Below are 25,482 nucleotides of genomic sequence, written 5' to 3'. Positions count from 1 at the left end.
ATCCAAGGCGTCCATCCCCGGCCCCGAGGCCAGCAGGAAGCCGTGGGTTCCCGCCTCCGCGGGACGACACAGCGTTTGGGTCGCTTGAAAGCGGCGTGCGTGGCAGCATCTTCCTTCTTTCGGAAGCCCGCATGTCCACGTCCTCGCCCGTCCTCTCCGTCCGCCCGCTCGGCTTTCCCTGGGAAACGTCCGACCCGTTCCTGTTCTGCGCCTACCACGACGACGCCTACCCGCGCGGCAACGGCCGCATGGGCCCGGAGGCGTCGCTGTCCGGCCGCGCGATCGGCCAGGACTTCAGCCGCAAGGACGGCTGGAGCATGTACCACGGCGAGACGGTGCCGGGCTTCCCCGCGCATCCGCACCGCGGCTTCGAGACGGTGACCATCGTCCGCCAGGGCCTCATCGACCACAGCGACTCGCTCGGCGCCACCGCGCGCTTCGGCGCCGGCGACGTGCAGTGGGTCACGGCCGGACGCGGCATCGTGCATTCCGAGATGTTCCCGCTGCTGAAGTCGGAGGCCGACAACCCGCTGGAGCTGTTCCAGATCTGGCTCAACCTCCCCCGGCGCAGCAAGATGGTCGAGCCGCACTTCACGATGTTCTGGAACGAGCAGCTGCCCCGGCGCGTGCTGAAGGACGCGGAAGGCCGCGAAGTCGCCGTCGCGGTGATCGCCGGCGCGCTCGGCGACATCGCACCGCTGGCGCCGCCGCCCGACTCGTGGGCCGCCCAGGCCGAGGCCGACGTCGCGATCTGGACCGTGCGGATGGCGCCGGGCGCCGCCTGGACGCTGCCGCGCGCGCACGGCCAGGGCACCCAGCGCACGCTGTACCTGTTCAAGGGCGACGCCGCGCTGGTCGGCGGCGAGCGGGTGCAGGGTCCGGCCGCGGTCCGCGTGCGGGCCGATGCCGACGTGGCCATCGCGGCCGGCGAGACGGTGTGCGAGTTCCTGCTGCTGCAGGGCCGCCCGATCGCCGAGCCCGTGGCGCAGTACGGCCCGTTCGTGATGAACACGCAGCAGGAGATCATGCAGGCCATGCAGGACTACCGGCAGACCGAATTCGGTGGCTGGCAGTTCGCCGACGCGGCACCGGTTCATGGTGACCAGCCGAAGCGGTTCGCCCGCTATCCGGACGGGCGCGTCGAAGAGCGCGGCTGAGCGCTAGCCGATCTCCACGGCCACCGGCTGGTGGTCCGACGCCTTCGTCGTGCCATCCACCGCGATGCTGCGCACCTTGTCCTTGAGCGCATCGCTCACGAAGACGAAATCGAAGCTCAGCGGCTTCGGCTCGTAGGTGCGATCGAACAGCGCGAAGGTCGGCGGATGCGGCGCGTCGCCGCGCAGCAGACGCCAGCTGTCCCACCAGCGGCCATGCTCGCCCGCTCGCGTGATCTCTGCGTACTCGGGCGTGTCCGGTGCCAGGTTGAAGTCGCCGCACAGCACAGCCTGCGCCGTGTGCGGCTTGGGCCCGAACGCCGAGCCATCGTGCAGCGGCTTGGGCGGCCCGGCCGCGTGTGCGCAGGCCTCCTGGTGCAGCTCGCGCAGCGCCTGGGCCTGCGCCAGCCGCTGGCGGCGTGAATAGAACTCCAGGTGCGTCGTCATCACGCGCACCGGCCCGAGCACCGGATCGCGCACGGTGACCGCGGTGCACAGGCGCGGCATGCTCTCGACGCCGGGATCGGCGGGGTAGGGCAGGCTGAGGTGACGCACCTGCAGGATCGGCAGCCGCGTAGCGATGAGGTTGCCGAACTGGCTGCGTGCGCCCTGCGCATCCCACTCGTCCACCGCCGGGCCGAACACGACGTCGTAGCCGTGCAGCAGGTCGGCGAAGAGTTCGGGCTGGTCATGGCCGGCGTTGCCGCGCAACCCTGGGTAGTTGATCGCGATCTCCTGCAGGCACAGCACGTCGAAGTCGGCCAGTTCGCGCGCGACGCTCACGATGCGCAGCGGACTCACCTCGCCGTCGAGCCCGCAGCACCACTGCGTGTTCCAGGTCAGCAGGCGCATGGCACATCTCCCGCGAGCAAGGATTGACTGTAGGAGACCACCCGCCGCGCCTGCTGTAGGAAGCCGCCGTTCCCGCTCGCGCGACAATCGGCGACTGTCGTTCGGACACCAGACCATTCATGAGACCCAGGACCGTCGTCGGTTGCCTGCTCAACTTCCAGGGCGCCTGGAAGGCGATGGAGCCGGCCATGCACCAGGACCCGCATTTCAGGCCGCCGCGGCATGCGGTGCTGTACCTCAAGCCGGTGAACACCTTCCGCGGCCCCGGTGACGCCATCGTCCTGCCGGCTGGCGTGAGCGAGGTCGAGGTCGGTGCGACGCTCGGGGTCGTGATTGGCGCGCCCGCCTCGCGCCTCACCGAAGCGGAGGCGCTGCGCTTCGTCGCCGGCTACGTGCCGGTGAACGACGTGACGGTGCCGCACAGCAAGGTGCTGCGGCCGCCGATCAGGCAGAAGTGCCGCGACTCGTTCTGCCCGATCGGCGAGCAGGTGGAAGCGGCTCGCGTTCGCGACCCCGGCGCGCTGGAGATCCGTGCCTACGTCAACGGCGAGCTGAAGGCCACGCGCAACACGCGCGAGCTGATTCGCCCGGTGTCGCGACTGCTGGCCGAGGTGACCGAGTTCATGACGCTGGAGCCGGGCGACATCCTGCTGGTGGGCGTGCCCGAGGACATGCCGCTGGCGCGTGCCGGCGATCGCGTCTCGGTCGAGATCGAGGGCGTGGGCCGCCTGGAGAACACCGTGCGCGCGGAAGGAGCATCGGCATGAAGCAGGGACGTGTCGTGTTCGGCGGCGCGGTGCATGGCTGCACGCCATCCGTCGATGGCCGCGTGCGGCTCGCCGACGGCCGCGTGGTCGCCGAGACCGAGGTGCAGTGGCTGTCGCCCTTCGAGCCGCGCACCATCTTCACGCTGGCGCTGAACTACGCGGACCATGCGAGCGAGCTGGCGGCCAAGTCGTCGAAAGACCAGGCCGCGTTCCTCACCGCGCAGCGCAGCGAGCCGGTGGTGTTCCTCAAGGCGGCGAATGCGGTGGTCGGGCATCGCGGGCTCACGCGCCGTCCGCACGACGCCGAGTTCATGCACTACGAGTGCGAGCTGGCCGTGGTGATCGGCCGCGAGGGCCGCAACGTCCCGCGCGACCAGGCACTGCAGTACGTGCTGGGCTACACGGTGGCCAACGACTACGCGATCCGCAACTTCCTCGAGCCGTACTACCGGCCCAACCTGCGGGTGAAGAACCGCGATGGCGGCACCGCGCTCGGGCCGTGGCTCGTGCCGGCATCGGCCATCGCCGATCCGCAACGGCTGCGCCTCACCACGCACGTCAACGGCAAGCTCGTGCAGGAAGGCACGACGGCCGACATGGTCCACGACGTCGCGTCGCTCATCGAATACCTGAGCGGCCTCATGACCATCAGCCCCGGCGACGTGATCCTCACCGGCACGCCCAAGGGATCGGTCGACGTGCGGCCGGGCGACGAGGTGGTGTGCGAGGTCGAGGGCGTCGGGCGGCTGGTGAACACGATCATCGACGACTGGACCCCCGCGCCGCGCGACGCTACTTGAGCGGCACGAACATGTAGCCCGCGTTGCGCACGGTGCGGATGCAGCGGGGGTCGCCGTCGGGCTCGGGCTCGATCTTGCGGCGCAGGCGGCCGATGCGGATGTCGATCGAGCGGTCGAACGGCTCCCACTCGCGGTTGCGCGTCTTCAGCAGCAGCTGGTCGCGCGTGAGCACGCGGTTCGGGTTGGCCAGGAAGGCGGCGAGCAGCTCGTATTCCATCGCCGTCAGCGCCACTTCGGCGCCGCCCGCGTCGAACATGCGGCGCGCATCGAGGTCCACCTCGCAGCGTCCGAACGGCTTGCGGGTCGACGTCGGCGCGCTGGCACCAGCTTGCGGCGCGGGGCCCTGGTGCCGCCGCAGCACGCTCCTGAGGCGCGCCAGCAGTTCGCGCAGGTCGAACGGCTTGGCGATGTAGTCGTCGGCGCCCAGCTCCAGGCCGACGATGCGATCGACGACGTCCCCGGACGCCGTCACCATGATCACGGCCACGTCGTGGTGCTCGCGCAGGTAGCGCGCCAGCACCAGGCCATCCTCGCCGGGCAGCCGGATGTCCAGCAGCACGGCCGCCGGCGGCTGGCGCCCGATCTCCTCGCGCATCTGCGCGCCGTTGCCGGCCTCGGCGATGTCGAAGCCATGGCCTTGCAGGTACTCGCGCAGCATGGACCGCACCGACGGATCGTCGTCGACCACCAGGATGCGGGGGTGCGCGTTCATGCGAGGCATTCTGTCGCCGCAGGTCCTGCGGTGGTGCGAGTCCACGTGCCGCACGCGGTTGCTGCAGCCGGCCGTGCCACCGCTTGCATTTCTTTCGTGAGCGTCGGTGAGCGAAACCGCCTCAGGCCGCAGCGCTGGCATGGCGCCCGAGCAACTCGGCCAGCAGCGGCCGCAGCGCCGCGCCCTCGATCGGCTTGCGCAGCAGCGCGGTGACACCGCACGCCGACAGGTCCTCGGCGCTGATCTCGGCGGCATTGCCGGTGTACAGCAGCACCGGGAGGCCCGGCCGATGCTGCGTTGCATGGCGCGCAAGTGCCAGGCCGGTCATGCCGGGCATGGTCTGGTCGGTCAGCAGCAGGTCGAACGGCTGCGCCGGTTGCGCCAGCCGGTGCGCGGCCGACGTCGGATCGCGCTCGAGCACCACCTGCAGCCCCCAGGTGCGCAGCAGGTCGTGCATGAAGTTGCTCACGATGGCCTCGTCCTCGACCAGCAGCACGCGGCCGGCCAGCGGAGGTGGGCGCACTGCCGCCGCGGCGGCGTCGCCTTCGCTCACCGGCGGGTGGTCGTGGGCCGCCGGCGGCAGGAGCACGCGGAACGACGATCCCTTCCCCGGCGTGGAGCTGACCTGGATGTGGCCGCCGTGGTCGTGCACGATGCCGTGCACCATCGCCAGGCCCATGCCGGTGCCGTGTCCCACGTCCTTGGTGGTGAAGAACGGCTCGAACATGCGGTCGAGGATGTCGGGCCCCATGCCGCGGCCGTCGTCGGCCACTTCGAACCCGACCCAGCGGTGGCCCTGCAGCCAGGCGCTGCACGACGCGCAGTGCCCGACCGCCACGCCCTGGGCGACGCGCAGGCGGATGGTGCCGTGCTCGGCGATCGCATCGCGCGCGTTCAGGCACAGGTTCAGCAGCACCTGCTCGAACTGCACCGGATCGGCCAGCACGGGCGGCACGGCCTGCAGCTGGTCCGCATCGGGCTCCCAGTCCACGGCAATGGACGACGGCAGGTTGGGCCGCAGCAGCGCGAGCACGTCCGCTGCCACCGTCGGCGGGGCCAGCAGCCGCCGCTCGCCACGGTGCGGCCGCGAGAACGCCAGCAGCTGCGCGACGTGCTCGCGCGCACGGTCGGCCGCGAGCCGGGCCTGCGCCAGCTGGCGGGCGAGCACCGGATCCGCCGTGGCGGACGGACCTTCCTGCGCCATCCCGATGTAGCCGAGCACGCTGGTGAGGATGTTGTTGAAGTCGTGCGCGAGCCCGCCGGTGAGCTGGCCGATCGCTTCCATCTTCTGCGCCTGGCGCAGCTGCCGTTCGAGCTCGGCGCGGCGCTGCTCGGCCGCCGTGCGCTCGGTGATGTCGCGCACGGCGTACAGCACGTGCGGCCGCCCGCGGTATGTCATCGGCGTGCCGCGCACCTCGACCTGGCGCCGCGAGCCGTCCTTGCGCGTGGCCGTGGCCTCGAACCGCAGCTCGCGGCCGCGCAGCGCGCGCTCGTGCTCCAGCCGGTGCCTGGCCCGCAGCCCGGGATCGGCCTGCGTGAGCACGTGGCCGGCGGCCAGCACCTCCTCGCGCGTGTAGCCGCTTTGCAGCGTGTAGGCCGGATTCACCTCGACCGCGCGGTAGTCGGCATCGCGCAGCACGAGCGCATCGGCCGAGGCATTGAAGATTGCGCGGTACTGCTCCTCGGTGTCGCGCAGCGCGCGCTCGGCCCGCCGCGACTCGGTGATGTCCCGCCCGACGTACAGCACGTGCGGCTGGCCGCGGTGGAGGATCGGCACGCCGCGCAGCTCGAGCTCGAAGCGCTGCCCGTCGCGGCGCACCAGCTGGGTTTCCAGGTGCACGGTCGCGCCGGCGAGCGCCTGTTCGTGGAGTGAACGGATGGTGGCGCTGACCTCGGGTGGATTGGCCATCACGCGGTCCAGGCCCAGCACTTCCGCGCGCGTGTAGCCCGTCATCGCCTCGTACGTGGCGTTGACGTCCACGATGCGGAACGCGGCGTCGCGCAGCACCAGCGAATCGAGCGAGGCGTTGAAGATGGCGCGGTACTGCGCCTCGCTGCGCTGCAGGTCGCGCTCGCGCTCGCGGCGCTCGCCGATGTCGCGCAGCACCGCCAGCGCATGCGGGCGACCGCGATGCATGAAGGGCAGCACGCGCAGGTCGGCGTCGAAGCTGGTGCCGTTCGGTCGCAGCACCGTGGTTTCCATGTGCGTGGTGTGGCCCGCCAGCGCGCCGAGCAGCATCTCGCGCCGCTCACGCACGTACCCGGACGGCATGGTGTCGGGGTAGGTCTGGCCGATGATCTCGTCGCGTGCATAGCCGTACAGCGCCAGTCCCGCCGGATTGACGTCGACGATGCGCAGGTGTTCGTCCCAGAGGTACAGGCCGTCGACGGCGCTCTCGAAGATGGCGCGGTACTGCTCCTCGCGCTGGCGCAGGTCCTCCAGCGCCCGGTTCTGGGTTTCGCTGGCCTGCAGCCGTTCCAGTTCGGCGGAGGCACGCACCGCGAAGATCTTCAGCGTGGCCTTGACCCGGCCGACCTGCGCGAGCGGCCCGCGGGAGGCGACCGCCACGATGCCGATCGCCGCGCCCTGCGCATCCACCAGCGGATGCCCGGCATAGCTCTCGACGCCGAGATCGCGGATCTCGCGGTCGTCCGGGAACTGCTCGCGCACGCCGGAGGCATAGAGCCGGAACCGCTGGCCGATGACCGTCTCGCAGGGCGAGCCCGCCAGCGGATACGGGATGTCCTGCATCACGTGGCCGTCGCAGCACATGGCCAGCATGCGCATGCGATCCGGTGCTGCGTCGTCGCGGCGCGCGATGAACGCGACGTCGACGCGCAGGATGGTGGCGAGCAGGCGCACCAGGTCGTCGAAGGCGGACCCGCCGCGCGAGGCCGAGACCGCCAGCGCGACGGCGCGCAGCGTGTCGTCGGTGCCGTCCCTGGGCACCGGACGACGCCGCGCCGGCAGGCTGCTCATGGCGGCCAGTCTAGGAGCGTGCGCGCCCATGTGGCTCGACGTGGTGAACTGCGAGGCGGTGGTGCCCGGCCCTCACTGCTGCTGCGCCGCCGCCATCTGCGTGGCCCGGTGGCTCATCGGCGCATGGGCCATCCAGGCCGAGCCGCTGTCCTCGCCGTTGAGGGCCCGGACCTCGTCACGCGAAGCGATGTAGCCGGCGCGGGCCTCGGCGCGGGTGTAGCCCGACTGCATCGGCTGGACCTGGCCCTGGGTCGACAGTTCGTTCGACGCCGCCTGCAGGCTGCGGTCCCCCGTGACCTCGGCCTGGACCTCGGCGCGGCTGCGCGTGCCGGCGAAATCGCGGATCTCCGTCGGGTACGTCTCGGCTCGCACGCCGCCGGCCATCAGGGCGGAAGCGAAGGAGGCGGCCAGGACGGTCCCTGCGAAGGCGAGATTGGAGGCGAAACGAGAGGTCATGCGAATCTCCGGTGAGCGAAGGTGGAGTTCGTGGGCCTGCGGCCTTCGCTCTTGGCGCCGCCTGCCCCGTGTGGATGGAGGCAGTCTGGGCGGCGGAGGTATTCGCGCTGTTTCAGTGCGGCGCGGGTTTGTATCGCGGTTGTCGCCGGACGAGAGCCCGGCCGTGCAACGCGTGCAGGAAAGGAAACGGCCGCCGGCACCCGCGTGCCGGCGGCCGTTCCACGCTCCGCCCCGCCTACTCGAGCTTGATGTTCGGCCGGGTGCTGATGGCCTTTTCCGTCCTGGTCGCGTCGTAGACCAGGGCGCCGGGCCAGGTGGGCCAGTTCACGCCCAGGGCGTCCGGCGCATTCGGGTCGCCGTTGCGCGCGAAGGCGGACAGGCTGCGCATCATCGCCTTCGACAGCTCGATGCGGCCCGGCGCGTTGGCCTTGTCGAAGCTCACGTTGCCGAACACCGAAGGACCGAAGGTGCCGAAGATGAACGGCAGGTCATAGAGGTGCGCGGCGCCGTAGATGTCGTTCCAGGGCGCCGGCTCCTCGTCCCAGTCGAAACGGTAGTACCAGACGTCCTGCTGGCGGGTCTTCAGCGCGTCCATGATGTTGTCGCGGCTGCGCAGGAAGAACACGCGGTTCAGCAGGTCGGCCCGCGCGGTGAAGCCGGTGACGGGCGCATCCACGGGCAGGTAGCTGGCCGTGATCCAGTCCTGCAGCGTGGTGGTCTGCGCATGCTCGGGATCGGTGTGGAACTGGATGTCGAACAGCTGCGCGTCGGTGACCTTGCGCGCGTTGCCGGAGCCTCCCACCAGCGGCAGGAACGAGGGGAACAGCTTGCCTTCGTCGCGCGTGTTGCTCGCGAGGACGGGCACGTGCAGGTAGTTGCCGGCCTTGATCGCGTTGACCGGCCCGGAGGAAAGCACGTAGCCGTCGGGGATCGGGCCGGAGCCGGCCAGGCCGAGCGCCGCGAGGCGGAACAGCAGCGTGTTCAGCAGGCTGGATGGCGTCTGGCTGCGAAGGAAGGTGGCCGCCTGCGCGGCGCCGTTGGCCGCGATCCAGGTGTTCGCGGATGCGACGTCGGTGGCCTTGCCGGCCGCGATCAGCTGCTGCTGCAGGAGCGCGTTGCCTTGCAGCGCATAGGTGCTCTCGGGACTCAGCGTGGGGATGCTGCCGGCGGGCAGGTCGGTGGCCATCGACATGCCGCCGCTCATGGGCGCGAGCCGGTGGAACAGCTGCGGCTGGTGCTGCTGCACCAGTGGCGACGCGATCAGCGCCCACACGTTGATTGCGCCGGCCGACTGCCCCATGAGCGTCACGCTGTTCGGATTGCCGCCGAACTCCCTGGCGTTCTGCTGCACGAACTCCAGGCCCTTGATGATGTCCAGCAGCGCGAAGTTGCCGGAGTCGTTGGCGGGATCGCCGGTCTTGAGGAACGGCTGGTTCAGGAAGCCGAAGATGCCCAGGCGGTAGTTCACCGTGACGACCACGGCCTGCGCCGTCTTGGCCAGTGCCGCGCCGTCGTACACCGGATCGGCCGTGTAGCCGGAGACGTTGCTGCCGCCGTGCACGAACACGATCACGGGCAGTTCCGTGCGCTGGTTCGAGGGACGCCAGATGTTGAGGTAGAGGCAGTCCTCGTTGCCGACGGCCTGGTTCAGCGTGGTGCCGATCGTCGCGTCGAAGCGGTTGTTGGCGCCGGGGCCGTAGATGCGGCCGTACTGCACGCAGGCATTGCCGAACGTCTTCGTTTCCTTCGTCGTGGTCCAGGCGACCGGGTCCACGGGCGGCGCCCACCGCAGGTTGCCGACGGGCGGCGCGGCGAACGGCACGCCCTTCCACGAGTACGTGCCGTTGGTGCTGGTCTCGTCGCTGCCGACGATGGGGCCGAACTGCGTCTGCCGTTCGGTCTTGGCGTCCTGCGGCCCGGCCGCCGCGAGCAGGGGAACTGACAAGGCCAGGCAGGCCGCCAGGCGAAGGATAGGGACCATGTTCTTGTCTCCAGGTGGCGAGGTGTCGGACGGTACGGGCGGGCCGCGCCGCGCGCCTTCGGAGAAACCCGCGACCCCTGGCAGGGACCACGGGTCAACCCGGTTTGCGGGCGCCGCGGGCGACGACAAGATGCCGGCCACAAGGAGACAGCCCATGAACCGTCGCATCGTCCTTGCCGTCGCGTTGCTCGCGTCGGCCGTCGCCAGCGCTTCCGTGCAGGCGCAGGACAGGTATCCGTCCAAGCCCATCACGTACATCGTGCCGTTCGGCGCGGGTGGCACCACCGACATCCTGGCGCGCCTGGTGACGCAGAAGGCCGGCCCCGGGCTGGGCGCCACCTTCATCATCGAGAACAAGCCGGGAGCAGGCGGCTCCAACGGGTCGGACCTCACGGCCAAGTCGCCGCCGGACGGCTACACCATCCAGGGCGGGACGATCAGCTCGCACGCGATCAACGCCAGCCTTTACAGCAAGCTGCCCTACGACCCGATCCGCAACTTCCAGCCGATCACGATGATCGGCTCCATGCCCAACGTGCTGGTGGTGCGGGCCGACAGTCCTTATCGCTCGGTGCAGGACGTGGTGAATGCGGCCAAGGGCAAGCCGGGCACGATCAACTATGCGTCGTCGGGCACCGGCACCTCGCAGCATCTCTCGGCCGTGTTCTTCGAGCAGATGACCGGCGGGAAGATGGTGCACGTGCCGTACAAGAGCAGCGCGGAATCGATCAACGCGCTGCTCTCGGGGCAGGGCGCCGACCTCGTGTTCGAGAACCTCGCGCCCGCGCTGCCGCACATCAGGGCCGGCAAGCTGCGGGCATTGGGGGTCACGTCCGAGCAGCGCGCCTCGCTGCTGCCCGAAGTGCCCGCGCTGGCCGAGAGCCTGCCGGGCTTCAGCATCGTGTCGTGGCAGGCGATCTTCGCGCCGGCCGGCGTGCCGCGCCCCGTGGTCGACAGGCTGTCGGCCGAATTGATCAAGGCCATCAAGGATCCGGACGTGCGCGACAAGCTGGTCGCGCAGGGCGTCGAGCCTTCGGGCATGACGCCGTCGGAGCTGGCGGCGTTCCAGAAGAGCGAAGTCGAGAAGTGGGCGCGCGTGATCAGGACGGCGAACATCAAGCAGGATTGATGGGGTGACCGGGGCGAGCGGCAGGCGGCGCGTTCTCTGGTGTCATTGCGGGCTCGACCCGCAATCCAGCCGGGCGCTTGAACGGGCACTGTCACTGGATCCCGGGTCAAGCCCGGGATGACACCCGGGGCCACCCCGGGTCAAGCCTGGGATGACACTTCCCGTGCCAGCGGAACCTTCGCCGTGCCCAGGTGCTCCGCCAGTGCGTCGATGGCGGCGACGTTGTCGCGCCGTGCCGCTGCGAACCGTCCCCAGTCCGCATCGGCGCGCAGCTGGTAGCCCGCAGCGACCAGGCGCGAACGCAGCGCCTCGAGTTCGCCGGCGTCGACCTCGCCCGGCGAGGAGGGCAACGCCAGCAGTCCGGTCATGTTGCGCCCGAGGCGGTCCGCCTCCTCTCGCGCCAGGACCGCGGCACCTCGCAACGCGGGCAGGTCCAGCAGCATCTCGGCGATGAGCGCCAGGTCCATCAGCGTGCCCAGCGCCGAAGGCCAGCCCGCGGCCGTGCCGGCGCTGCGGAAGTAGATCAGCGAGGGATGCGTCGCGTGGCTCTGGAGGATGGCGGCGCACCAGTGCCGCCCCTCGCGCAGCAGCGTGCCGAGTTCCTCGTGGCAGCCGAGCGCGGCATAGCGCTCGCACAGCACGATGGCCGAGGGCGGCTGGCCGGCGGTGGTCGTGATCTTGAGCACGCCAACGTCGCGCTGGCCGACGTTGCCCTGCACCTCCAGCAGGTACGTCACGCCCATCGTCACCACGGCCAGGCCGCAGAAGCCCGCGGCAACCACGACCACCGCGCCCGCGCCGTGCGCTTCCGAATTGCCGAGCCCGATGGTGGCCAGCGCGCTGCCCGCCACGTAGAGCGCGGTGCCGAAGCCGGCGAGCTGCGGCGTGAAGTGGCCGCGCATCGCATGCATCATCAGCGCGAACCCCGTGGTGAGCAGCAGCATCCAGAGCGCGAAAGCGCCCACCAGCACCGCCGGCGCGAAAGTCAGGCCGATGCTGCCGCGGCGCAGCCGCTTCCACACGGGCAGGAAGAGGAACACCAGCCGGCGCGACAGCTTCAGCAGGCCGCGCACGCGCCCGGGGACGACCACGGTGTCGAACACGTCGCGCAACGTGAGCCAGGCGAGGACGAATCCGAGCACCCATTCGAGCGAGCGGGCGAGCATGTCGGGCGAGGTGGAGGTGGCGGAACTGCCGCCTCGCAAGGTGCCCGGCCAGGCGGGCCGCCGCTGTCAGCCGAAGGCGACATCGAGTGCGAGCGCCCAGAGCGCCCGGCCTGACCGGCGACTGAGCGGGAGCCGCCGACGGGCAGGCTCACTGCGCCATCACCCTGCGCGCAGAGCCGCGGCCATCGCCTTCGCGCCGGCCTCCATCATGCCGTCGACCGCCGGCGCGAGCGTGTCGGGCAGCAGGTCCACGGTCCACACCAGCCGGCTGCCGCCGCCCGTGCCTGCCACGACTTCGACCACGCCGTTGTAGTGCGTCGTGCGGCCGCCCTCGGTGGTGTAGACGAAGCGCCGGGCGGCGTCGTCGCAGGTCACGAGGCGCTCGCGCACCTGCAGCCCGTTGGCGAAGGTGACCAGGCGGACGGCGCCGTCCTGGTCGACCACGCACGCCTTCACGAAGCCCGGCACCAGCCGGGTGTGCAGCGCGCCGAAATCCCGCACTGTGTCCCATGCGGCGGCCGGCGATGCCGCGACATCGATCTGCTTGCGCAAGGTGGCCATCACGTTCTCCTTGGGTGAGTGCCGAGTGCCTGCTCGGCTTCCGACTGCAGCCAGCGCACGAACGCCTGCGCGTCCGGGTTGTGCTGCGCCTGTGGCGCCAGGGTGAGGAAGTAGCCGCGTTGCGACGCGGCCGGACTGCGGAACGGCGCGACGAGCTTGCGCGTGCGCACCAGGTCGGCCAGCAGCGGCAGGCGGCCGATGACGACGCCCTGGCCCGCCACCGCGGCGGCCACCGCTTCGCCGTACTGGGTGAAGCGCATGGTGTGCGCCATGCGCACCGCGTCCAGGCCCATGAGGCGCAGCCACGGTTCCCAGTCGACGGTGGAGGGTTCGCCGTGCATGTCCACCGTGAGCAGGCGGTGGTGCGCCAGGTCGGCCGGCGACGCGAGCGGCCGCGCCTTGTCGCGCAGCAGCGAAGGCGCGCACATCGGCTGCACCGCTTCCTCGAACAGCTGCGGGCCGACGCCGTCGGCCACCGGCACGAAGCGGACGGCCAGGTCGACGTTGCCGCGCTCGAGATCGACGAGCGCCAGGGTGGCGGAGATGCGCACGTCCACCTGCGGATGTTCCGTGGTGAAGCGGGGCAGGCGCGGGATCAGCCAGAACGCCGCGAAGCCGGGCGTGCAGGTGATGGCCACCTGCCGCGCCGCCGCCGTGTGGCGCACGCGTGCGGCCGCATCGCGCAGGCGCTCGAGGCTGTCGTCGACGGCCCGTTGCATCACCCGCCCGGCTTCGGTGAGCACCAGCGCGCGGTGCTGCCGCTCGAAGAGCGATGCGCCGAGCGAGCTTTCGAGCTGCTGGATCTGGCGGCTGACGGCGGGTTGCGACAACGCGAGCTCGGCACCCGCGGACGTGAAGCTCAGGTGGCGCGCAGCCGCCTCGAACGTGTGCAGCAGGTCCAGCCGCAGCTGGCGCGAGCGAGGCAGCCGCGCTTCATCGGAAGCCAGTTTCGCACCCGGCGAACCTGCAGGGGGCGCCGGTTTCGCATTCGCCTGCTGCATGCGTGCCATGCGCATTCACCATTCGTCAGCTACAGGAGCCCTCACTATAGTCATTCGCGTCCTGCATAGGAGAACGCCATGACCGCCCTCACGCACACCGGCCGCTTCGCGATGCTGCGGCACAGCCTGCTGGAGCTGCCGCCCGACCGCCCGCTCGACGTCGCGTGCGGCGCCGGCACGCTCTGGCTGACGCTTGACAACGACCCCCGAGACCTGGTGCTCGGGCAGGGCGAGCGCGTGCGGCTGGAGGCCGGCCGCCGTGTGCTGGCCTATGCGTTCGACGACTCGGTGCTCGAGCTCAGCCCGGCGCCGGCCGCGAGCGCAAGCCGGCGCCGATGCGCGGACGGGCGGAGACGGCATTCGCCTGAGGCTCCAGCAGGAGCTCGCGTCGGCTTGGGCGGGAATCGCGGCCTGGCCGCGCCGGCCACTGATGCACGAGGTGCATCAGTGGCTGTGAAAGTCGCAATTCACATCCATCGCGGCTTGCTGCACGATGCGGCGGCCCTGTCGGAGCGCGGCCGCTGGCCAACGACGTGGCTCCGCATCGACACCTCCTGCACCACCCGCCCATGCCCCACATGCCCGCCTCGGCTGCCCTGCAGCGCTTCCGTGTCATCGACCTCACGCAGGTGCGTGCCGGCCCGACCTGCTGCCGCCAGCTGGCCGACTGGGGCGCCGACGTGGTGCAGGTGCAGATGCCCGAGCACATGCGTGGCGACGACACGCTGGGCGGGCAGGACGGCTCCGACTACCAGTACACGCACCGCAACAAGCGCTCGATCACGCTGAACCTGAAGGAAGCCGAAGGCATCGCGACGCTCAAGCGGCTGATCGGCAGCGCCGACGTCGTCGTCGAGAACTTCCGGCCCGACGTGAAGTTCCGCCTGGGCATCGACTACGAGACGCTGGCGAAGGACAACCCGCGGCTCGTGTTCGCCAGCATCTCCGGCTACGGCCAGACCGGCCCGTACGCGCAGCGTCCCGGCTTCGACCAGATCGCGCAGGGCATGGGCGGGCTGATGTCGGTGACCGGCCAGCCCGAGCACGGCCCCACGCGCGTCGGCATCGCCATCGCCGACCTGTGCGCGGGCATCTTCGCGGCGCAGGGCATCCTGGTCGCGCTTCTGGAGCGCGACGCGTCGGGCCGCGGGCAATGGGTGCACACCTCGCTGCTGGAGGCGATGGTCTACATGATGGATTTCCAGACCGCGCGCTGGACCATCGACGGCGAGATCCCGAAGCAGGCCGGCAACTTCCACCCGACCAGCATCCCGACCGGCGTCTACAAGGCGCGCGACGGCTACATGAACATCGCGGTGTTCGGCTCCAAGATCTGGGAGCGCTTCTGCCAGATCCTCGGCGCGCCCGAGTGGATCACCGACCAGCGTTACCACGACAAGGCCTCGCGCTCGGTGAACCGCGACGCGCTCAATGCCGAGATCAACAAGCGCCTGGCCACGCACGACCGCGCGCACTGGGTGCGCGAGTTCAACGAAGGCGGCGTCGCCTGCGGCCTGATCAACGACATGCCCGGCGTGTTCGAGGAGCCGCAGGTGCAGCACCTGGGCATGCTCAAGGAGGTGGTGTCGCCGCACCACGGGCTGCAGAAGCTGGTGGGCCAGCCGATGCAGCTGACCCGCACGCCCAGCACCATCGCCCGCTCGACGCCGCGCCGCGGCGAGCACACCGAGGAAATCCTGGCCGAACTGGGCTACGCGCCCGGCGACCTGGCCCGCATGAAAGCCAACGGAGTCTATTGATGGCACATCCCGACTACGTGTCGACCAGCGAGCGCGTGAAGACGTGGCTCGAGGGCGCGACCCTCCACATCCGCTTCAACAATCCGGCGAAGCACAACGCGCTGTCGGTCGACATGTGGGAAGCGGTTCCGCCGCTGCTCAAGCTCGCGGAGGCCGACGATCGCGTGCGGCTGGTGGTGTTCTCCGGCGAGGGCGGCAAGTCGTTCGTCTCCGGCGCCGACATCTCGCAGTTCGAGGACATGCGTGCCGCCAGGGCGGCGGTCGCCCACTACGAGCAGATGGCCGAGACCACGCTCATGGGCATCCACGACTTTCCCAAGCCCACGCTCTCGTGCATCCAGGGCTACTGCATCGGCGGCGGCGTCAACGTGGCGATCAGCTGCGACATCCGCATCGCCAGCAGCGATTCGGTGTTCGCGATTCCCGCCGCGCGCCTGGGCCTGGGCTACCGCTATTCGGCGATGAAGAACCTGGTGGACCTGGTCGGCCCCGGCATGGCCAAGGACCTGTTCTTCACCGCGCGCCGCATCGACGCCGCCGAAGCCAAGGCCATCGGCCTGATCTCGCGCTTCGCTCCGCCCGAAGGGCTGCAGGCGCTGCTGGGCGAATACACGGCCGCCATGGCCGACAACGCGCCGCTGACCATCCAGACCGGCAAGGCGATCACGCGCGAGATCCTCAAGCCGTCGCCGGATCTCGATCGCGACCTGTGCCAGCGCCTGATCCGCGGCTGCTTCGAGAGCGCCGACTACACCGAGGGCCGCACGGCCTTCATGCAGAAGCGCAAGCCCGTGTTCACGGGCCGCTGAAAGGGGAGGGCGATGCAGTCCTGGTTCATGCGCATGGACGACGCCGGCACCACGCTGGAGCTGCGCGATGTGCCGGTGCCGGCGCCCGGTCCCGGGCAGCTGCTGGTGCGGATGCAGGCAGCGGCCTTGAATCGCGGGGAGTTCGTCCCGGGCCATGGCCTGACCAAGGCCGGCGCGTGGAAGGCCGCCGGTGGTGAAGGCGCTGGGATCGTCGAGGCCGCATGGCCGGACGTGTCGGGCTTCAAGGCCGGTGATCGCGTGATGGGGCGCTGCCCCGGCGCGTTCTCGCAATACGCACTCGTCGACCAGGCCGAATCGATGCACGTCCCGGATGGACTTGCCTGGGAAGAGGCGGCCGGCATCCCGATGACCTTCCTGGTCGGCTTCGACATGCTGGTGCTGCAGGGGCGGCTGAAGGCCGGCGAGTGGCTGCTGGTGAATGCGGTCTCCTCCGGCGTCGGCGTGGCCGCGCTGCAGCTGGGCAAGGCGCTGGGCGCGAAGGTGATCGGCACCTCGGGGTCGCAGGAGAAGCTCGATGCATTGAAGCCGCTCGGGCTGGATGTCGGCATCGCGACGCGCGAGCCGGATTTTGCGGCACGCGTGCTGGAAGCCACTGGCGGCAAAGGCGCCGACCTGGTGATCAACGCCGTCGGCGGCTCCGTGTTCGCCGAGAACATCCGCTGCATGGCGTTCGAGGGCCGCATGGCCACGGTCGGCTATGTCGACGGCGTGCTGCATGCGGACCTGGACCTCGAGACGCAGCATGCCAGGCGGCTGACGCTGTTCGGCGTGTCGAACAAGCTGCGCACGAAGCAGCAACGCTCGGCCGCGGTGCCGCGGTTCGTCGCCGAGGTCATGCCGCACATCGCGGCGGGCCGCATCCGCACGCAGGTCGACCGCGTGATGGAGCTCGCCGAGTTGCCGCAGGCCAAGGCCCGCATGGAGGCCGGCAGCCATGTCGGCAAGATCATCCTGCGCATCCCGCAGTCCGCCTGAGAGCGGACCGACGACCCACAAGGAGACAACGCATGAAGACGATCGCGCACTTCGCCCTCGCGGCCATGTTGGCTGGCACTTGCAGCCTCGCCGCCGCGCAGGCCTACCCGAGCAAGCCGATCCGGCTGGTGATCGGCTTCGCGCCTGGCGGGGCCGCCGATTCCGTGGCTCGCGCCATGAGCGAGCCGTTCGGCAAGGCGCTCGGCCAGCCGGTGGTCGTCGACAACAAGCCGGGCAACGGCTCCAGCATCGCGGCCGACATCGTCGCCAAGGCGGCGCCGGACGGCTACACGGTGCTGATCGCCAGCCCGAGCAGCATCTCGGTCAACCCGGCACTGAACCCGAAGATCGGCTATTCGCCCAGGGACCTGCTGCCCGTCACGAAGATCACGACGTCGCCGCTGGTGCTGGCGGTCAATCCCAACACCGGCATCACGTCGGTGAAGGAGCTGATCGCGGCGGCGAAGAAGGACCCGGAGAAGCTGAACTACTCGACCTCGGGCAACGGCTCGGCGCCGCACCTGGGCGCGGCGCTGTTCACGCAGCTGACCGGCGCGCAGATGACGCACGTGCCGTACAAGGGCGGCTCGCTGGCGATCCAGTCCGTGATGGCCGGCGACACGCAGGTGACGTTCGGCACCTCGCCGACGGTGCTGCCGATGGCCAACGGCGGCCGCCTGCGCGTGCTGGCCGTGAGCACGCGCGAGCGCTCGCCGCTGGTGCCCGACGTGCCCGGCATGCGCGAGGCCGGCGTGCCCGACTACAACCTGGAGTTCTGGTACGGCGTGTTCGTGCCGGCGGGCACGCCGCCCGGGATCGTGAAGAAGCTGTTCGAGGCCGCGACGGCGGCGATGCAGTCACCGAACGTGAAGGCGGCGCTGGCGCGCGAAGGCACCGAGGTGTCGCTGTCGGCGTCGCCGGAGAAGTTCGCCGAATTCCTGGTCGAGGACGGCAAGTTCTGGGTGAACCTGGTGAAGTCCGCGAAGGTGAAGGTGGAGTGAGGGGCCAGGAGGGGCGGTGAAAGCGGAAGCCTGGATTCCCGCCTTCGCGGGAATGACGACCGAGGTTGCAGTAGTCAGTCCAATGGCTTAAGGCATTCCGTCCGCGATTAAGAAGACGCCCGCACCGGTCTACACGCAAGAGCATCTGTCCTGACGATTGCCGAGCTTCTAAAGTCCGGCAACCAGGCCACAAGACGGATGTGAGCATGCAAGACACCGGATTCCACGGGCACCCCCAAGCCGAGCTCCTGGAGCTCCTCTCCGCACGAGTCCTCCGTCACATGACGATGTCGGACTGGCGGGAGATCATGGCGCAAGCCTGCAACGAGCCTCCTCACGTGGAGAGGCTCGAGGGCACGGCGCTGTGCATCCAGTGTCCGTCCTGGGGCCAGTACCCGAATCTGCAGGCCGACGTGACTTTCCTGGCTCGCTCGCTGGGCGGGCATGTCGATGTCTGCCCAGCCACCGAGGTTCTCGTCCTCGTCCACGAACCCGATGACGCGTTCATGCTCGCCATGGAATTGCGGGAACTCTCCGCTGGCGTTCGCCTGCACGTGGGAATGGCGACGGGAGCGTGCGCGATGGCCCGTGTCCAGTGCTCCGGCCGCATGATGAACATCCTCGCCGGCGACGTCGTCGAACAGGCGATCTCCGCGTGCGACCTGGCCCCCGCCGGAACCTTCCGCATGTCACCGTCGACCTTCCAGGCATTGGGCGGCGTCTCCCGGATCCTCGCTGCCTGCATGCTGCAGACCGAGTATGAAGGAGACGACATCGCCGCCATTGCAGTCACCCCGCCACCTCTCAAGGGCAGCGGGCACCTCAGCTCGTTTGCGGGCCTGGGCCTGACGTGATGGACCTGCGGATCGGGGACTGAACCGCCGAAGCTGCGCTCACCGCGCGGCGACGCCTCACGCGCGCCGCTTGCGTCGCGCCGGAGCGGCGCTGTCCTGGCTGGCCCGCATCAGCAATGCGACGAAGGCTTCGGCCGCAGGCGAAAGGCTGCGGCCCGTGCGTCGGATCAGGCCGATCGTGCGCGTCACCGGCGGGTCGTCCAGTCGCACGCCCACCACGCTGGAGGTGTCACGCGGCAGCGTGAGCTGCGGCACGACCGCCAGGCCCAGGCCGTTCTCCACCATGCCGATCAGCGTCGACACATGGCGCACCTCGCACACGGGGCGGGGCAGGGGCGGCAGGTCGATCAGCGCCTGGTCGATGAACAGGCGGTTGCGGCTCGCATGGGAGACGCGCGCCAGCGGATGCGCGGCCAGTTCCGCCCACCGCACCGAGCGACGCCGCGCGAGCGGATGGTCGGCGGCGCACGCGAGCACGTACGGTTCCTTCAGCAGCGGCGCGAACTCCACGTCGGTGTCCTGCATGCCGATGTAGTTGAGCGCGAAGTCGGCCTCGCCTTCCTTCACGCTGGCCAGCACCTCGTCGGCCCCTTCCTCGATGATGCGCACCAGCACGTGCGGATGCTGCTGGCGGAACGAGCGGATCACCGGCGGCAGGAAGTGGTGCACGGCCGAGAACACGCAGCCGATGGTGACGTCGCCGGCTTCCAGCAGCGCCGCATCGCGCAGGCTCAGCACCGAGCGGTCGAGATCGTCGACCAGGCCCTGCACCTGCGCCAGGAAGCGGCGGCCCAGCAGCGTGAGCTCGACGCTGCGCGTGGTGCGGTCGAAGAGACGCACGCCCAGCAGCTCCTCGAGGTGCGAAATGCGCCGCGACAACGCGGGTTGCGACAGGTGCAGGGCCTTCGCGGCGCCAGCGAAGCTCTGGAGTTCGCCGACGGTGACGAAGGCGCGCAGGTCGGCCAGGGAGGGCTTCAGCACGGCAGGGGACCACTGATGCAGGGCATGCAACAAAACCTCAGAAAGTTGCAATTTACAGCAGGCGGCCCCGCGCGCACGATGCGCTCGCCAGCCAAGAACACACCGGAGACAAGCCATGCAACGCCGCCACCTCCTGCAGGCCGCCTCGGCCGCCATCGTCCTGCCGCGACTCGCCTTCGCGCAGTCGTTCCCCACCAAGCCGATCCGCTACATCGTTCCCGTCGCGGCGGGCGGCGGCAACGACATGATTGCGCGCGTCGTCGGCGAGCGATGGGGCTCGGCGCTTGGCCAGCCGTTCGTGATCGAGAACCTCGGCGGCGGCGGCGGGGTGCTGGCCAGCCAGACCACGGCCCATTCCGCACCGGATGGCTACACGCTGATGCAGGGCTACGTCGCCACGCACGGCACCAACCCGGCCACGCGCAAGGTGCCGTACGACGCGGTCAAGGACTTCACGCCGATCGGCATGATCGGCGCCACGCCCAACGTGCTGGCCGTCACCAGTTCGCTGCCCGTGAAGACCGTGGCCGAGTTCGTCGACTACGTGAAGAAGAACCCTGGCAAGGTCAACTACGGCTCGGCGGGGCAGGGCTCGCTCACGCACCTGACCATGGAGCTGTTCAAGATCGAGACCGGCACGGAGATGACGCACGTGCCCTACCGCGGCATCGCGCCGGCGATCAACGACGTGCTGGGCGGGCAGACGCAGGCGATGTTCCCCGGCCTGGCCGCGGCGCTGCCGCACCTGCGCTCGGGCCGCATGCGCGCGCTGGCCGTCACCGGCAAGCAGCGCAATCCGCAGATCAAGGACGTGCCCACGCTGGACGAAGCCGGCCTGAAGGGCTTCGATGCAATGCAGTGGTATGGCTCGGTCGGGCCCGCGGGACTGCCGGCCGACGTGGTCAAGCGCCTGAACGAAACGCAGGTCGCGGTGCTGAAGGCGCCCGACCTGCGCGAGAAGCTGGCCAGCGAGGCCGTGGAGCCCTGGCCGATGACGCCGACGGAGTTCGGCGACTACATCAAGTCCGAGATCGCGCGCTGGACCAAGGTGGTCCAGGCGCGGAACATCCACCTGGACGAATAGTCAAGGCAGGAGAGGAACGCGAAAGACGCGAAATCATCGCGAAAGACGCAAAAGAACTCCCTCATGAATTTCCATTTGCGTCTTTCGCCCTCTTTCGCGCCTTTCGCGTTCGGCTGTCCGAATTCCTGATTTCACTTCCCAACTGATCCCATGGCCCGCAACACCCATGTGGCCGCCGACACCTCGGCGCCTGCCATCACCCAGATCCTCGCGCGCTTCGTCGCCAACCATCCATCGCGCGGGTGGAGCGATGCGGTGGACCACGAGGCGCATCGCACCTTCTACAACTGGCTGGGCTGCGCCATCGGCGCCGCGCGGCACGAGGCGGCGGATGCCGCGCTCGCCGCGGTCGCAATGCTGCAGCCGGCGCCGCAGGCCACCGTGCTGGGCCGCAAGGAACGCGTGGACATGGCCAGCGCCGCGCTGGTGAACGGCATCACCTCGCACACGTTCGACTTCGACGACACCCACCTCAAGACCATCATCCATCCGGCCGGGCCGGTGGCATCGGCCGTGCTCGCCCTCGCGGAAACGCGAGGGTCGTCGGGTCGTGACGTGCTCGATGCGCTCGTCCTGGGCATCGACGTGGCCTGCCGCATCGGCAACACGATGTACCCCGACCACTACGACCGCGGCTGGCACATCACGGGCTCGACCGGCATGCTGGGCGCGGCCGCCGCCTGCGCGCGGCTGCTGAAGCTGGACGAGAAGAAGACGCAGATGGCACTGGGCATCGCGGCGTCGCAGCCGGTTGGCCTGCGCGAGCAGTTCGGCACCATGACCAAGCCGTTCCATCCGGGCGGCGCGGCGCGGGCGGGGCTCACCTCGGCGCTGCTGGCCATGCACGGCTTCACGTCCAGCCCGCGCGCATTGGAGGCGCCACGCGGCTTCGTGCAGGTGGTCTCGGACAAGCGGGCCTGGAACGAGGTGACGGACGAACTCGGCGAGCGCTTCGAGATCTCGTTCAACACCTACAAGCCGTTCGCCTGCGGCATTGTGATCCATCCCAGCATCGATGCCTGCGTGCAGCTGCGCGAGCAGGGCATCCGCGCCGAGCAGGTCGAGCGCATCGAGCTGCGCGTGCACTCGCTGGTGCTGGAACTCACCGGCAAGAAGGAGCCGCAGGACGGCCTGCAGGGCAAGTTCAGCGTGTACCACGGCTGCGCGGCGGGCCTCCTGTTCGGCCGCGCCGGCGAAGACGAGTTCGAAGACGCCATCGTGACGCGCCCAGACGTCGTGGCGTTGCGCCGCAAGGTGCAGGCCACGGTGGACGACAGCATCGACGAAGCCGCCGCCGACGTCACCGCGATCCTCACCGACGGCCGCCGCGTCCACGTGCGCGTGGACCACGCCATCGGCTCGCTGCAGCGCCCGCTGTCGGACGCCCAGCTCGATGGCAAGTTCACGCAACTGGTCGAGCCCGTGCTCGGCGCCGAACGCGCGAAGGCGATCGGGCAGGCGTGCTGGAAGCTGGGCACCGCGCCGGACGTGCGTGCGCTCGTGAAGCTCTGCGCCGCCTGAAGGCGGACAGCCGAACGCGACAGACGCGAAAGCGCGCGAATGACGCAAAAGGAAAGTCCACATGATTTTTCGACTCTGCATGTTTTTGCGTTTTTTGCGTTGATTTCGCGTCTTTCGCGTTCCTCTCTCCCCGCATCCATTCCCCGCATCCCATGACAGCTCTCAAGATCGGCATCCTCGACGGCGACGACATCGGGCACGAGATCGTTCCCGCCTCGGTCACGGTGGCCAAGGCGGCGGCCGAGAAGCACGGCCTCGCCATCGACTGGCAGCCGCTGCCCATCGGCCGCACCGCGCTCGACACGCACGGCCACACGCTGCCGCCGTCGACGCTCGAGGCGCTGCACAAGCTCGATGGCTGGATCCTGGGTCCCATCGGGCACCGTGCGTATCCCAAGGGGCCGAACGCGATCAACCCGCATCCGATCCTGCGCAAGCAGTTCGCCCTGTTCGCCAACGTGCGGCCCACGCGGTCGTACCCCGACATTGGTTGCCTGTACGACGACATCGACCTGGTGATCGTGCGCGAGAACAACGAAGGCTTCCAGCCGGATCGCAACATGCTCGTGGGTAACGCCGAGTTCCGCCCGAACGACGAAGTCACGCTGTCGATGCGCGTGATCTCGCGCACCGGCAGCCGCCGCGTAGCCAAGGCCGCGTTCGAACTCGCACGGCACCGCAAGAAGCACCTCACCTATGTCCACAAGGACACGGTCTTCAAGCTCGGCTGCGGCATGTTCGTCGAGGAGTGCAGGAAGGTCGCGCTGGAGTACCCGGACGTGCGCGTCGACGACGTGATCGTCGACACCATGGCGATGCGGCTGGTGCGTGACCCGCAGTCCTTCGACGTGGTGGTCACCACCAACATGTTCGGCGACATCCTGTCCGACGAGGCCGCGGGCCTGGTGGGCGGGCTGGGCATGGCACCCGGCCTGTGCATCGGCGAGGGCGACATCGCGATGGCGCAGGCCACGCACGGCTCGGCGCCCGACATCGCGGGCAAGGGCGTCGCCAATCCCTACGCGATGATCGAATCGACCCGCATGCTGCTGGACTGGCTGGGCCACAGTCGCCGGAAGCCCGAGGCCGTGGCGGCCGCAGCCAGCATGTCGCAGGCGATGACGCAGGCGCTGCGCGACGCGAAGGCGCGCACCGGCGACATTAAGGGCAAGGGCAACACGGCATCGATGACCGAGGCGATCCTGCGCGCACTGGGGTGAGCGGAGGTACGCAAGGGCGTCTCGGCAAGGCGGCAGCGGGGCCGCGCTCCCGCTCCTCTCGCGCTGGCAGGGAATGCTTGTCGCACCGCGCTAGCCCGAGCGCCGCGCTTCCCGTTGCCCGAACCCGATGAAGGCGGAAGGGACGCCGGCTCGCGCCAGCCGCAGCTTGTTGATGCAGTCATGGACCATCCTGCGGTTCTCGTGTGTCTCGGAACTTGCCGGAACACCGCGCCGGCCAGCCTTCGCATGACGATCCCTCTCGGCCAGCAGCGCCCTGAGGCGGCGAACCAGGTGCGCTTCCTCCTGCGTCACGAAACCTTCCATGAACGAACTCCCGAGTGCTGAACTTCCGTCTCGCGCGCTTGTTCTCGTTCGTGTGCGCGGCAGGGTAAGACCGGCCGCAGCGCAGTGTCAACACGCCGCGAAAGTACTCGTCTCACGCGCCAGGGGCGGCAAACAGGAATCGGTGGAGGAGAAGCGACCAGGGACCGAATGACATCGCGGGATGCCAGCTCTTCCATCGGCGTGCGATAGAACTTTCCGCCTGGAGCGGGATGCAGGAAAGTGCTGATGCAGCGGCGGATGCATGGCTCCTAGAGTGGGCCATCCTGTCACGGCAAAACCCAGGGAGAACGGCATGTTGTCTCGTTGGTTGACGAAGCGTCCTCTGTTCGTGCTGACCGCCTTCGCCGCATTCGCCGCGTCCCCCGTGCACGCCGAGATGGCGCCGTGGGAGAAGACGCTCTACGACGCGGCGCTCAAGGAAAAGCCCCTCACGGTCTACACGGCGCACTACAACACCGACGATGCCGCGGCGCTGTGTGCGGCCTTCGAGAAGAAGTACGCCAACCTGAAGTGCAACTTCGTGCGCACCACGGCCCAGGTCGCGTACCAGCGCCTGCAGCAGGACATGCAGGCCAACGCGCCGGTCGCGTCGGTGTTCAGCAGCACCGACGTCAGTCATTACCCGGCCCTCAAGGGCAAGGGGCTGCTGATGCGCTACACGCCGCACAACGCCGCCAGCATGGTCGACTCGCTCAAGCAGTACAACGACAAGGACGGCGATTACTGGGTCACCGCGGCGGCGTTGATGCTCATCACGTACAACAGCAGCCAGGTCAAGGAAGCCGAGGCGCCGAAGAACTGGACCGACCTGCTCGATCCCAGGTGGAAAGGGAAGGTCGCGATCGGCCATCCCGCCTACAGCGGCTATGTGGGCACGTGGGTGGTCCTCATGCGCAAGCTCTATGGCTGGGACTACTTCACCAGGCTGGAGAAGAACCAGCCGCAGATCGGGCGAAGCGTCAACGACACCGTGACGATGCTCAACTCCAAGGAGCGCGTGGTGGCTGCCGGTCCCGAGGGCACGACACTGCTGTCGCGCGACAAGGGCAATCCGCTCGCGGTGGTGTATCCCACCGACGGCTCGCTGCTGATGGTGTCGCCCAGCGCGATCCCGAAGGATGCACCGTCGCCCAACGCGGGCAAGCTGTACATGGAGTTCCTGCTGAGCAAGGAGGCGGCGGAGGTCCAGGTGAAGTCGCACAACATCTCCGTGGTCAAGGGAGTCGCGCCGGCGCCGGGGGCGAAGCCGTTGGAATCGATCAAGGTCGTCCGCCCGACGGAGGAGGAGATCACCAAGGGCATTCCGGAGGTGAAGGAGCAGTTCCGGGATACCTTCGGCGTCTGAGCGGCAC

The 25,482-nt window shown here is 69.4% G+C and carries 23 protein-coding genes and 1 pseudogene; 14 read left to right on the top strand and 10 right to left on the bottom strand.

All coding sequences use genetic code 11. From position 1 onward, the window contains the following. Nucleotides 1–131: 131 nt before the first annotated feature. Nucleotides 132–1,157 carry a pirin family protein gene (locus ACPWT1_RS20630; RefSeq protein WP_427912998.1) on the top strand — a complete coding sequence of 342 codons (1,026 nt, stop codon included), beginning with the start codon at nucleotides 132–134 and terminating at the stop codon, nucleotides 1,155–1,157. A 3-nt stretch (nucleotides 1,158–1,160) separates the two neighbouring features. Here the strand turns inward: ACPWT1_RS20630 and ACPWT1_RS20625 are convergent, their stop codons facing one another. Then, nucleotides 1,161–2,006, bottom strand: coding sequence for an endonuclease/exonuclease/phosphatase family protein (locus tag ACPWT1_RS20625; protein WP_427912997.1), 846 nt, complete (start codon nucleotides 2,004–2,006; stop codon nucleotides 1,161–1,163). Between the two features lie 119 nt (nucleotides 2,007–2,125). Here ACPWT1_RS20625 and ACPWT1_RS20620 point away from each other — a divergent pair, with 119 nt between their 5' ends. Both ACPWT1_RS20620 and ACPWT1_RS20615 read left to right on the top strand, forming a co-directional pair. Next, nucleotides 2,126–2,773, top strand: coding sequence for a fumarylacetoacetate hydrolase family protein (locus ACPWT1_RS20620; protein WP_427912996.1), 648 nt, complete (start codon nucleotides 2,126–2,128; stop codon nucleotides 2,771–2,773). Further along, nucleotides 2,770–3,573 carry a fumarylacetoacetate hydrolase family protein gene (locus ACPWT1_RS20615; protein ID WP_427912995.1) on the top strand — a complete coding sequence of 268 codons (804 nt, stop codon included), beginning with the start codon at nucleotides 2,770–2,772 and terminating at the stop codon, nucleotides 3,571–3,573. Before ACPWT1_RS20620 ends, ACPWT1_RS20615 begins: the two co-directional genes overlap by 4 nt. On the opposite strand, the gene ACPWT1_RS20610 is transcribed toward ACPWT1_RS20615, so the two are convergent. The 4 genes from ACPWT1_RS20610 to ACPWT1_RS20595 form a co-directional block, all read right to left on the bottom strand. Further along, the gene (locus ACPWT1_RS20610) at nucleotides 3,566–4,285 is read right to left on the bottom strand and encodes a response regulator (RefSeq protein ID WP_427912994.1); all 720 of its coding nucleotides are present in this window, start codon (nucleotides 4,283–4,285) and stop codon (nucleotides 3,566–3,568) included. The genes ACPWT1_RS20615 and ACPWT1_RS20610 overlap by 8 nt on opposite strands. Nucleotides 4,286–4,406: 121 nt before the next feature. Beyond that, nucleotides 4,407–7,265 (bottom strand): PAS domain-containing hybrid sensor histidine kinase/response regulator, encoded by a 2,859-nt coding sequence (locus ACPWT1_RS20605; protein ID WP_427912993.1) that lies wholly within the window; start codon nucleotides 7,263–7,265, stop codon nucleotides 4,407–4,409. 72 nt (nucleotides 7,266–7,337) lie between these two features. Beyond that, on the bottom strand, nucleotides 7,338–7,721 hold the full coding sequence (locus ACPWT1_RS20600) for a hypothetical protein (RefSeq protein WP_427912992.1): 384 nt from the start codon (nucleotides 7,719–7,721) through the stop codon (nucleotides 7,338–7,340). A gap of 235 nt (nucleotides 7,722–7,956) precedes the next feature. Further along, complete coding sequence (locus ACPWT1_RS20595; RefSeq protein ID WP_427912991.1) at nucleotides 7,957–9,702, bottom strand: carboxylesterase/lipase family protein; 1,746 nt, start codon at nucleotides 9,700–9,702, stop codon at nucleotides 7,957–7,959. 154 nt (nucleotides 9,703–9,856) lie between these two features. On the opposite strand from ACPWT1_RS20595, the gene ACPWT1_RS20590 reads away from it, so the two are divergent. Further along, on the top strand, nucleotides 9,857–10,831 hold the full coding sequence (locus ACPWT1_RS20590) for a Bug family tripartite tricarboxylate transporter substrate binding protein (RefSeq protein WP_427912990.1): 975 nt from the start codon (nucleotides 9,857–9,859) through the stop codon (nucleotides 10,829–10,831). A gap of 140 nt (nucleotides 10,832–10,971) precedes the next feature. Here ACPWT1_RS20590 and ACPWT1_RS20585 read toward each other — a convergent pair whose 3' ends face one another. From ACPWT1_RS20585 to ACPWT1_RS20575, 3 genes are all read right to left on the bottom strand, one after another. Continuing rightward, on the bottom strand, nucleotides 10,972–11,997 hold the full coding sequence (locus tag ACPWT1_RS20585; protein ID WP_427912989.1) for a hypothetical protein: 1,026 nt from the start codon (nucleotides 11,995–11,997) through the stop codon (nucleotides 10,972–10,974). Between the two features lie 159 nt (nucleotides 11,998–12,156). Continuing rightward, nucleotides 12,157–12,558 carry an SRPBCC family protein gene (locus tag ACPWT1_RS20580; RefSeq protein ID WP_427912988.1) on the bottom strand — a complete coding sequence of 134 codons (402 nt, stop codon included), beginning with the start codon at nucleotides 12,556–12,558 and terminating at the stop codon, nucleotides 12,157–12,159. Beyond that, nucleotides 12,558–13,568, bottom strand: a complete 1,011-nt coding sequence (locus tag ACPWT1_RS20575; protein WP_427912987.1) for a LysR substrate-binding domain-containing protein — start codon at nucleotides 13,566–13,568, stop codon at nucleotides 12,558–12,560. Before ACPWT1_RS20575 ends, ACPWT1_RS20580 begins: the two co-directional genes overlap by 1 nt. A gap of 69 nt (nucleotides 13,569–13,637) precedes the next feature. On the opposite strand from ACPWT1_RS20575, the pseudogene ACPWT1_RS20570 reads away from it, so the two are divergent. The 6 genes and pseudogenes from ACPWT1_RS20570 to ACPWT1_RS20545 form a co-directional block, all read left to right on the top strand. After that, nucleotides 13,638–13,814: pseudogene (locus ACPWT1_RS20570) on the top strand (DUF2917 domain-containing protein); the annotation flags it as partial. A gap of 314 nt (nucleotides 13,815–14,128) precedes the next feature. After that, nucleotides 14,129–15,319 carry a CaiB/BaiF CoA transferase family protein gene (locus ACPWT1_RS20565; protein WP_427912986.1) on the top strand — a complete coding sequence of 397 codons (1,191 nt, stop codon included), beginning with the start codon at nucleotides 14,129–14,131 and terminating at the stop codon, nucleotides 15,317–15,319. Then, nucleotides 15,319–16,128 (top strand): enoyl-CoA hydratase, encoded by an 810-nt coding sequence (locus ACPWT1_RS20560; RefSeq protein ID WP_427912985.1) that lies wholly within the window; start codon nucleotides 15,319–15,321, stop codon nucleotides 16,126–16,128. Before ACPWT1_RS20565 ends, ACPWT1_RS20560 begins: the two co-directional genes overlap by 1 nt. Nucleotides 16,129–16,140: 12 nt before the next feature. After that, a complete protein-coding gene (locus ACPWT1_RS20555; RefSeq protein WP_427912984.1) occupies nucleotides 16,141–17,124 on the top strand; it encodes a zinc-binding dehydrogenase in 984 nt (327 codons plus the stop codon). Nucleotides 17,125–17,156: 32 nt separating this feature from the next. Beyond that, nucleotides 17,157–18,125, top strand: a complete 969-nt coding sequence (locus ACPWT1_RS20550; RefSeq protein WP_427912983.1) for a Bug family tripartite tricarboxylate transporter substrate binding protein — start codon at nucleotides 17,157–17,159, stop codon at nucleotides 18,123–18,125. 281 nt (nucleotides 18,126–18,406) lie between these two features. Continuing rightward, on the top strand, nucleotides 18,407–18,979 hold the full coding sequence (locus ACPWT1_RS20545; RefSeq protein WP_427912982.1) for a hypothetical protein: 573 nt from the start codon (nucleotides 18,407–18,409) through the stop codon (nucleotides 18,977–18,979). Nucleotides 18,980–19,036: 57 nt separating this feature from the next. Here ACPWT1_RS20545 and ACPWT1_RS20540 read toward each other — a convergent pair whose 3' ends face one another. Next, complete coding sequence (locus ACPWT1_RS20540; RefSeq protein WP_427912981.1) at nucleotides 19,037–19,960, bottom strand: LysR family transcriptional regulator; 924 nt, start codon at nucleotides 19,958–19,960, stop codon at nucleotides 19,037–19,039. A gap of 115 nt (nucleotides 19,961–20,075) precedes the next feature. Between ACPWT1_RS20540 and ACPWT1_RS20535 the strand changes: the two genes are divergently transcribed. The 3 genes from ACPWT1_RS20535 to ACPWT1_RS20525 all read left to right on the top strand — a co-directional run bounded on the left by ACPWT1_RS20535 (nucleotide 20,076) and on the right by ACPWT1_RS20525 (nucleotide 23,785). Then, nucleotides 20,076–21,044 (top strand): Bug family tripartite tricarboxylate transporter substrate binding protein, encoded by a 969-nt coding sequence (locus ACPWT1_RS20535; RefSeq protein WP_427912980.1) that lies wholly within the window; start codon nucleotides 20,076–20,078, stop codon nucleotides 21,042–21,044. A 150-nt stretch (nucleotides 21,045–21,194) separates the two neighbouring features. After that, nucleotides 21,195–22,565: an MmgE/PrpD family protein gene (locus tag ACPWT1_RS20530; protein ID WP_427912979.1), complete on the top strand. Its 1,371-nt coding sequence runs from the start codon at nucleotides 21,195–21,197 to the stop codon at nucleotides 22,563–22,565. 152 nt (nucleotides 22,566–22,717) lie between these two features. Then, nucleotides 22,718–23,785, top strand: coding sequence for an isocitrate/isopropylmalate dehydrogenase family protein (locus ACPWT1_RS20525; RefSeq protein ID WP_427912978.1), 1,068 nt, complete (start codon nucleotides 22,718–22,720; stop codon nucleotides 23,783–23,785). Nucleotides 23,786–23,875: 90 nt separating this feature from the next. On the opposite strand, the gene ACPWT1_RS20520 is transcribed toward ACPWT1_RS20525, so the two are convergent. After that, nucleotides 23,876–24,109, bottom strand: a complete 234-nt coding sequence (locus ACPWT1_RS20520) for a hypothetical protein (RefSeq protein WP_427912977.1) — start codon at nucleotides 24,107–24,109, stop codon at nucleotides 23,876–23,878. A gap of 328 nt (nucleotides 24,110–24,437) precedes the next feature. Here ACPWT1_RS20520 and ACPWT1_RS20515 point away from each other — a divergent pair, with 328 nt between their 5' ends. After that, nucleotides 24,438–25,475, top strand: a complete 1,038-nt coding sequence (locus tag ACPWT1_RS20515; protein ID WP_427912976.1) for an ABC transporter substrate-binding protein — start codon at nucleotides 24,438–24,440, stop codon at nucleotides 25,473–25,475. Nucleotides 25,476–25,482 lie beyond the last annotated feature (7 nt).

This window comes from Ramlibacter sp. MMS24-I3-19, from assembly GCF_050320135.1.
Taxonomy (GTDB): domain Bacteria; phylum Pseudomonadota; class Gammaproteobacteria; order Burkholderiales; family Burkholderiaceae_C; genus Ramlibacter.
This window is presented reverse-complemented; position numbering and strand designations above follow the sequence as displayed.

What these genes read in the sequence shown, in the direction of transcription:
- ACPWT1_RS20550 (WP_427912983.1), top strand. Translation starts at nt 17,157, where the DNA reads ATGAAGACGATCGCGCACTTCGCCCTCGCGGCCATGTTGGCTGGCACT.
- ACPWT1_RS20555 (WP_427912984.1), top strand. Translation starts at nt 16,141, where the DNA reads ATGCAGTCCTGGTTCATGCGCATGGACGACGCCGGCACCACGCTGGAG.
- ACPWT1_RS20595 (WP_427912991.1), bottom strand. Translation starts at nt 9,702, where the DNA reads ATGGTCCCTATCCTTCGCCTGGCGGCCTGCCTGGCCTTGTCAGTTCCC.
- ACPWT1_RS20525 (WP_427912978.1), top strand. Translation starts at nt 22,718, where the DNA reads ATGACAGCTCTCAAGATCGGCATCCTCGACGGCGACGACATCGGGCAC.
- ACPWT1_RS20600 (WP_427912992.1), bottom strand. Translation starts at nt 7,721, where the DNA reads ATGACCTCTCGTTTCGCCTCCAATCTCGCCTTCGCAGGGACCGTCCTG.
- ACPWT1_RS20630 (WP_427912998.1), top strand. Translation starts at nt 132, where the DNA reads ATGTCCACGTCCTCGCCCGTCCTCTCCGTCCGCCCGCTCGGCTTTCCC.
- ACPWT1_RS20615 (WP_427912995.1), top strand. Translation starts at nt 2,770, where the DNA reads ATGAAGCAGGGACGTGTCGTGTTCGGCGGCGCGGTGCATGGCTGCACG.
- ACPWT1_RS20610 (WP_427912994.1), bottom strand. Translation starts at nt 4,285, where the DNA reads ATGAACGCGCACCCCCGCATCCTGGTGGTCGACGACGATCCGTCGGTG.
- ACPWT1_RS20520 (WP_427912977.1), bottom strand. Translation starts at nt 24,109, where the DNA reads ATGGAAGGTTTCGTGACGCAGGAGGAAGCGCACCTGGTTCGCCGCCTC.
- ACPWT1_RS20605 (WP_427912993.1), bottom strand. Translation starts at nt 7,265, where the DNA reads ATGAGCAGCCTGCCGGCGCGGCGTCGTCCGGTGCCCAGGGACGGCACC.
- ACPWT1_RS20565 (WP_427912986.1), top strand. Translation starts at nt 14,129, where the DNA reads ATGCCCCACATGCCCGCCTCGGCTGCCCTGCAGCGCTTCCGTGTCATC.
- ACPWT1_RS20535 (WP_427912980.1), top strand. Translation starts at nt 20,076, where the DNA reads ATGCAACGCCGCCACCTCCTGCAGGCCGCCTCGGCCGCCATCGTCCTG.
- ACPWT1_RS20625 (WP_427912997.1), bottom strand. Translation starts at nt 2,006, where the DNA reads ATGCGCCTGCTGACCTGGAACACGCAGTGGTGCTGCGGGCTCGACGGC.
- ACPWT1_RS20545 (WP_427912982.1), top strand. Translation starts at nt 18,407, where the DNA reads ATGACGATGTCGGACTGGCGGGAGATCATGGCGCAAGCCTGCAACGAG.
- ACPWT1_RS20575 (WP_427912987.1), bottom strand. Translation starts at nt 13,568, where the DNA reads ATGGCACGCATGCAGCAGGCGAATGCGAAACCGGCGCCCCCTGCAGGT.
- ACPWT1_RS20590 (WP_427912990.1), top strand. Translation starts at nt 9,857, where the DNA reads ATGAACCGTCGCATCGTCCTTGCCGTCGCGTTGCTCGCGTCGGCCGTC.
- ACPWT1_RS20585 (WP_427912989.1), bottom strand. Translation starts at nt 11,997, where the DNA reads ATGCTCGCCCGCTCGCTCGAATGGGTGCTCGGATTCGTCCTCGCCTGG.
- ACPWT1_RS20580 (WP_427912988.1), bottom strand. Translation starts at nt 12,558, where the DNA reads ATGGCCACCTTGCGCAAGCAGATCGATGTCGCGGCATCGCCGGCCGCC.
- ACPWT1_RS20620 (WP_427912996.1), top strand. Translation starts at nt 2,126, where the DNA reads ATGAGACCCAGGACCGTCGTCGGTTGCCTGCTCAACTTCCAGGGCGCC.
- ACPWT1_RS20560 (WP_427912985.1), top strand. Translation starts at nt 15,319, where the DNA reads ATGGCACATCCCGACTACGTGTCGACCAGCGAGCGCGTGAAGACGTGG.
- ACPWT1_RS20530 (WP_427912979.1), top strand. Translation starts at nt 21,195, where the DNA reads ATGGCCCGCAACACCCATGTGGCCGCCGACACCTCGGCGCCTGCCATC.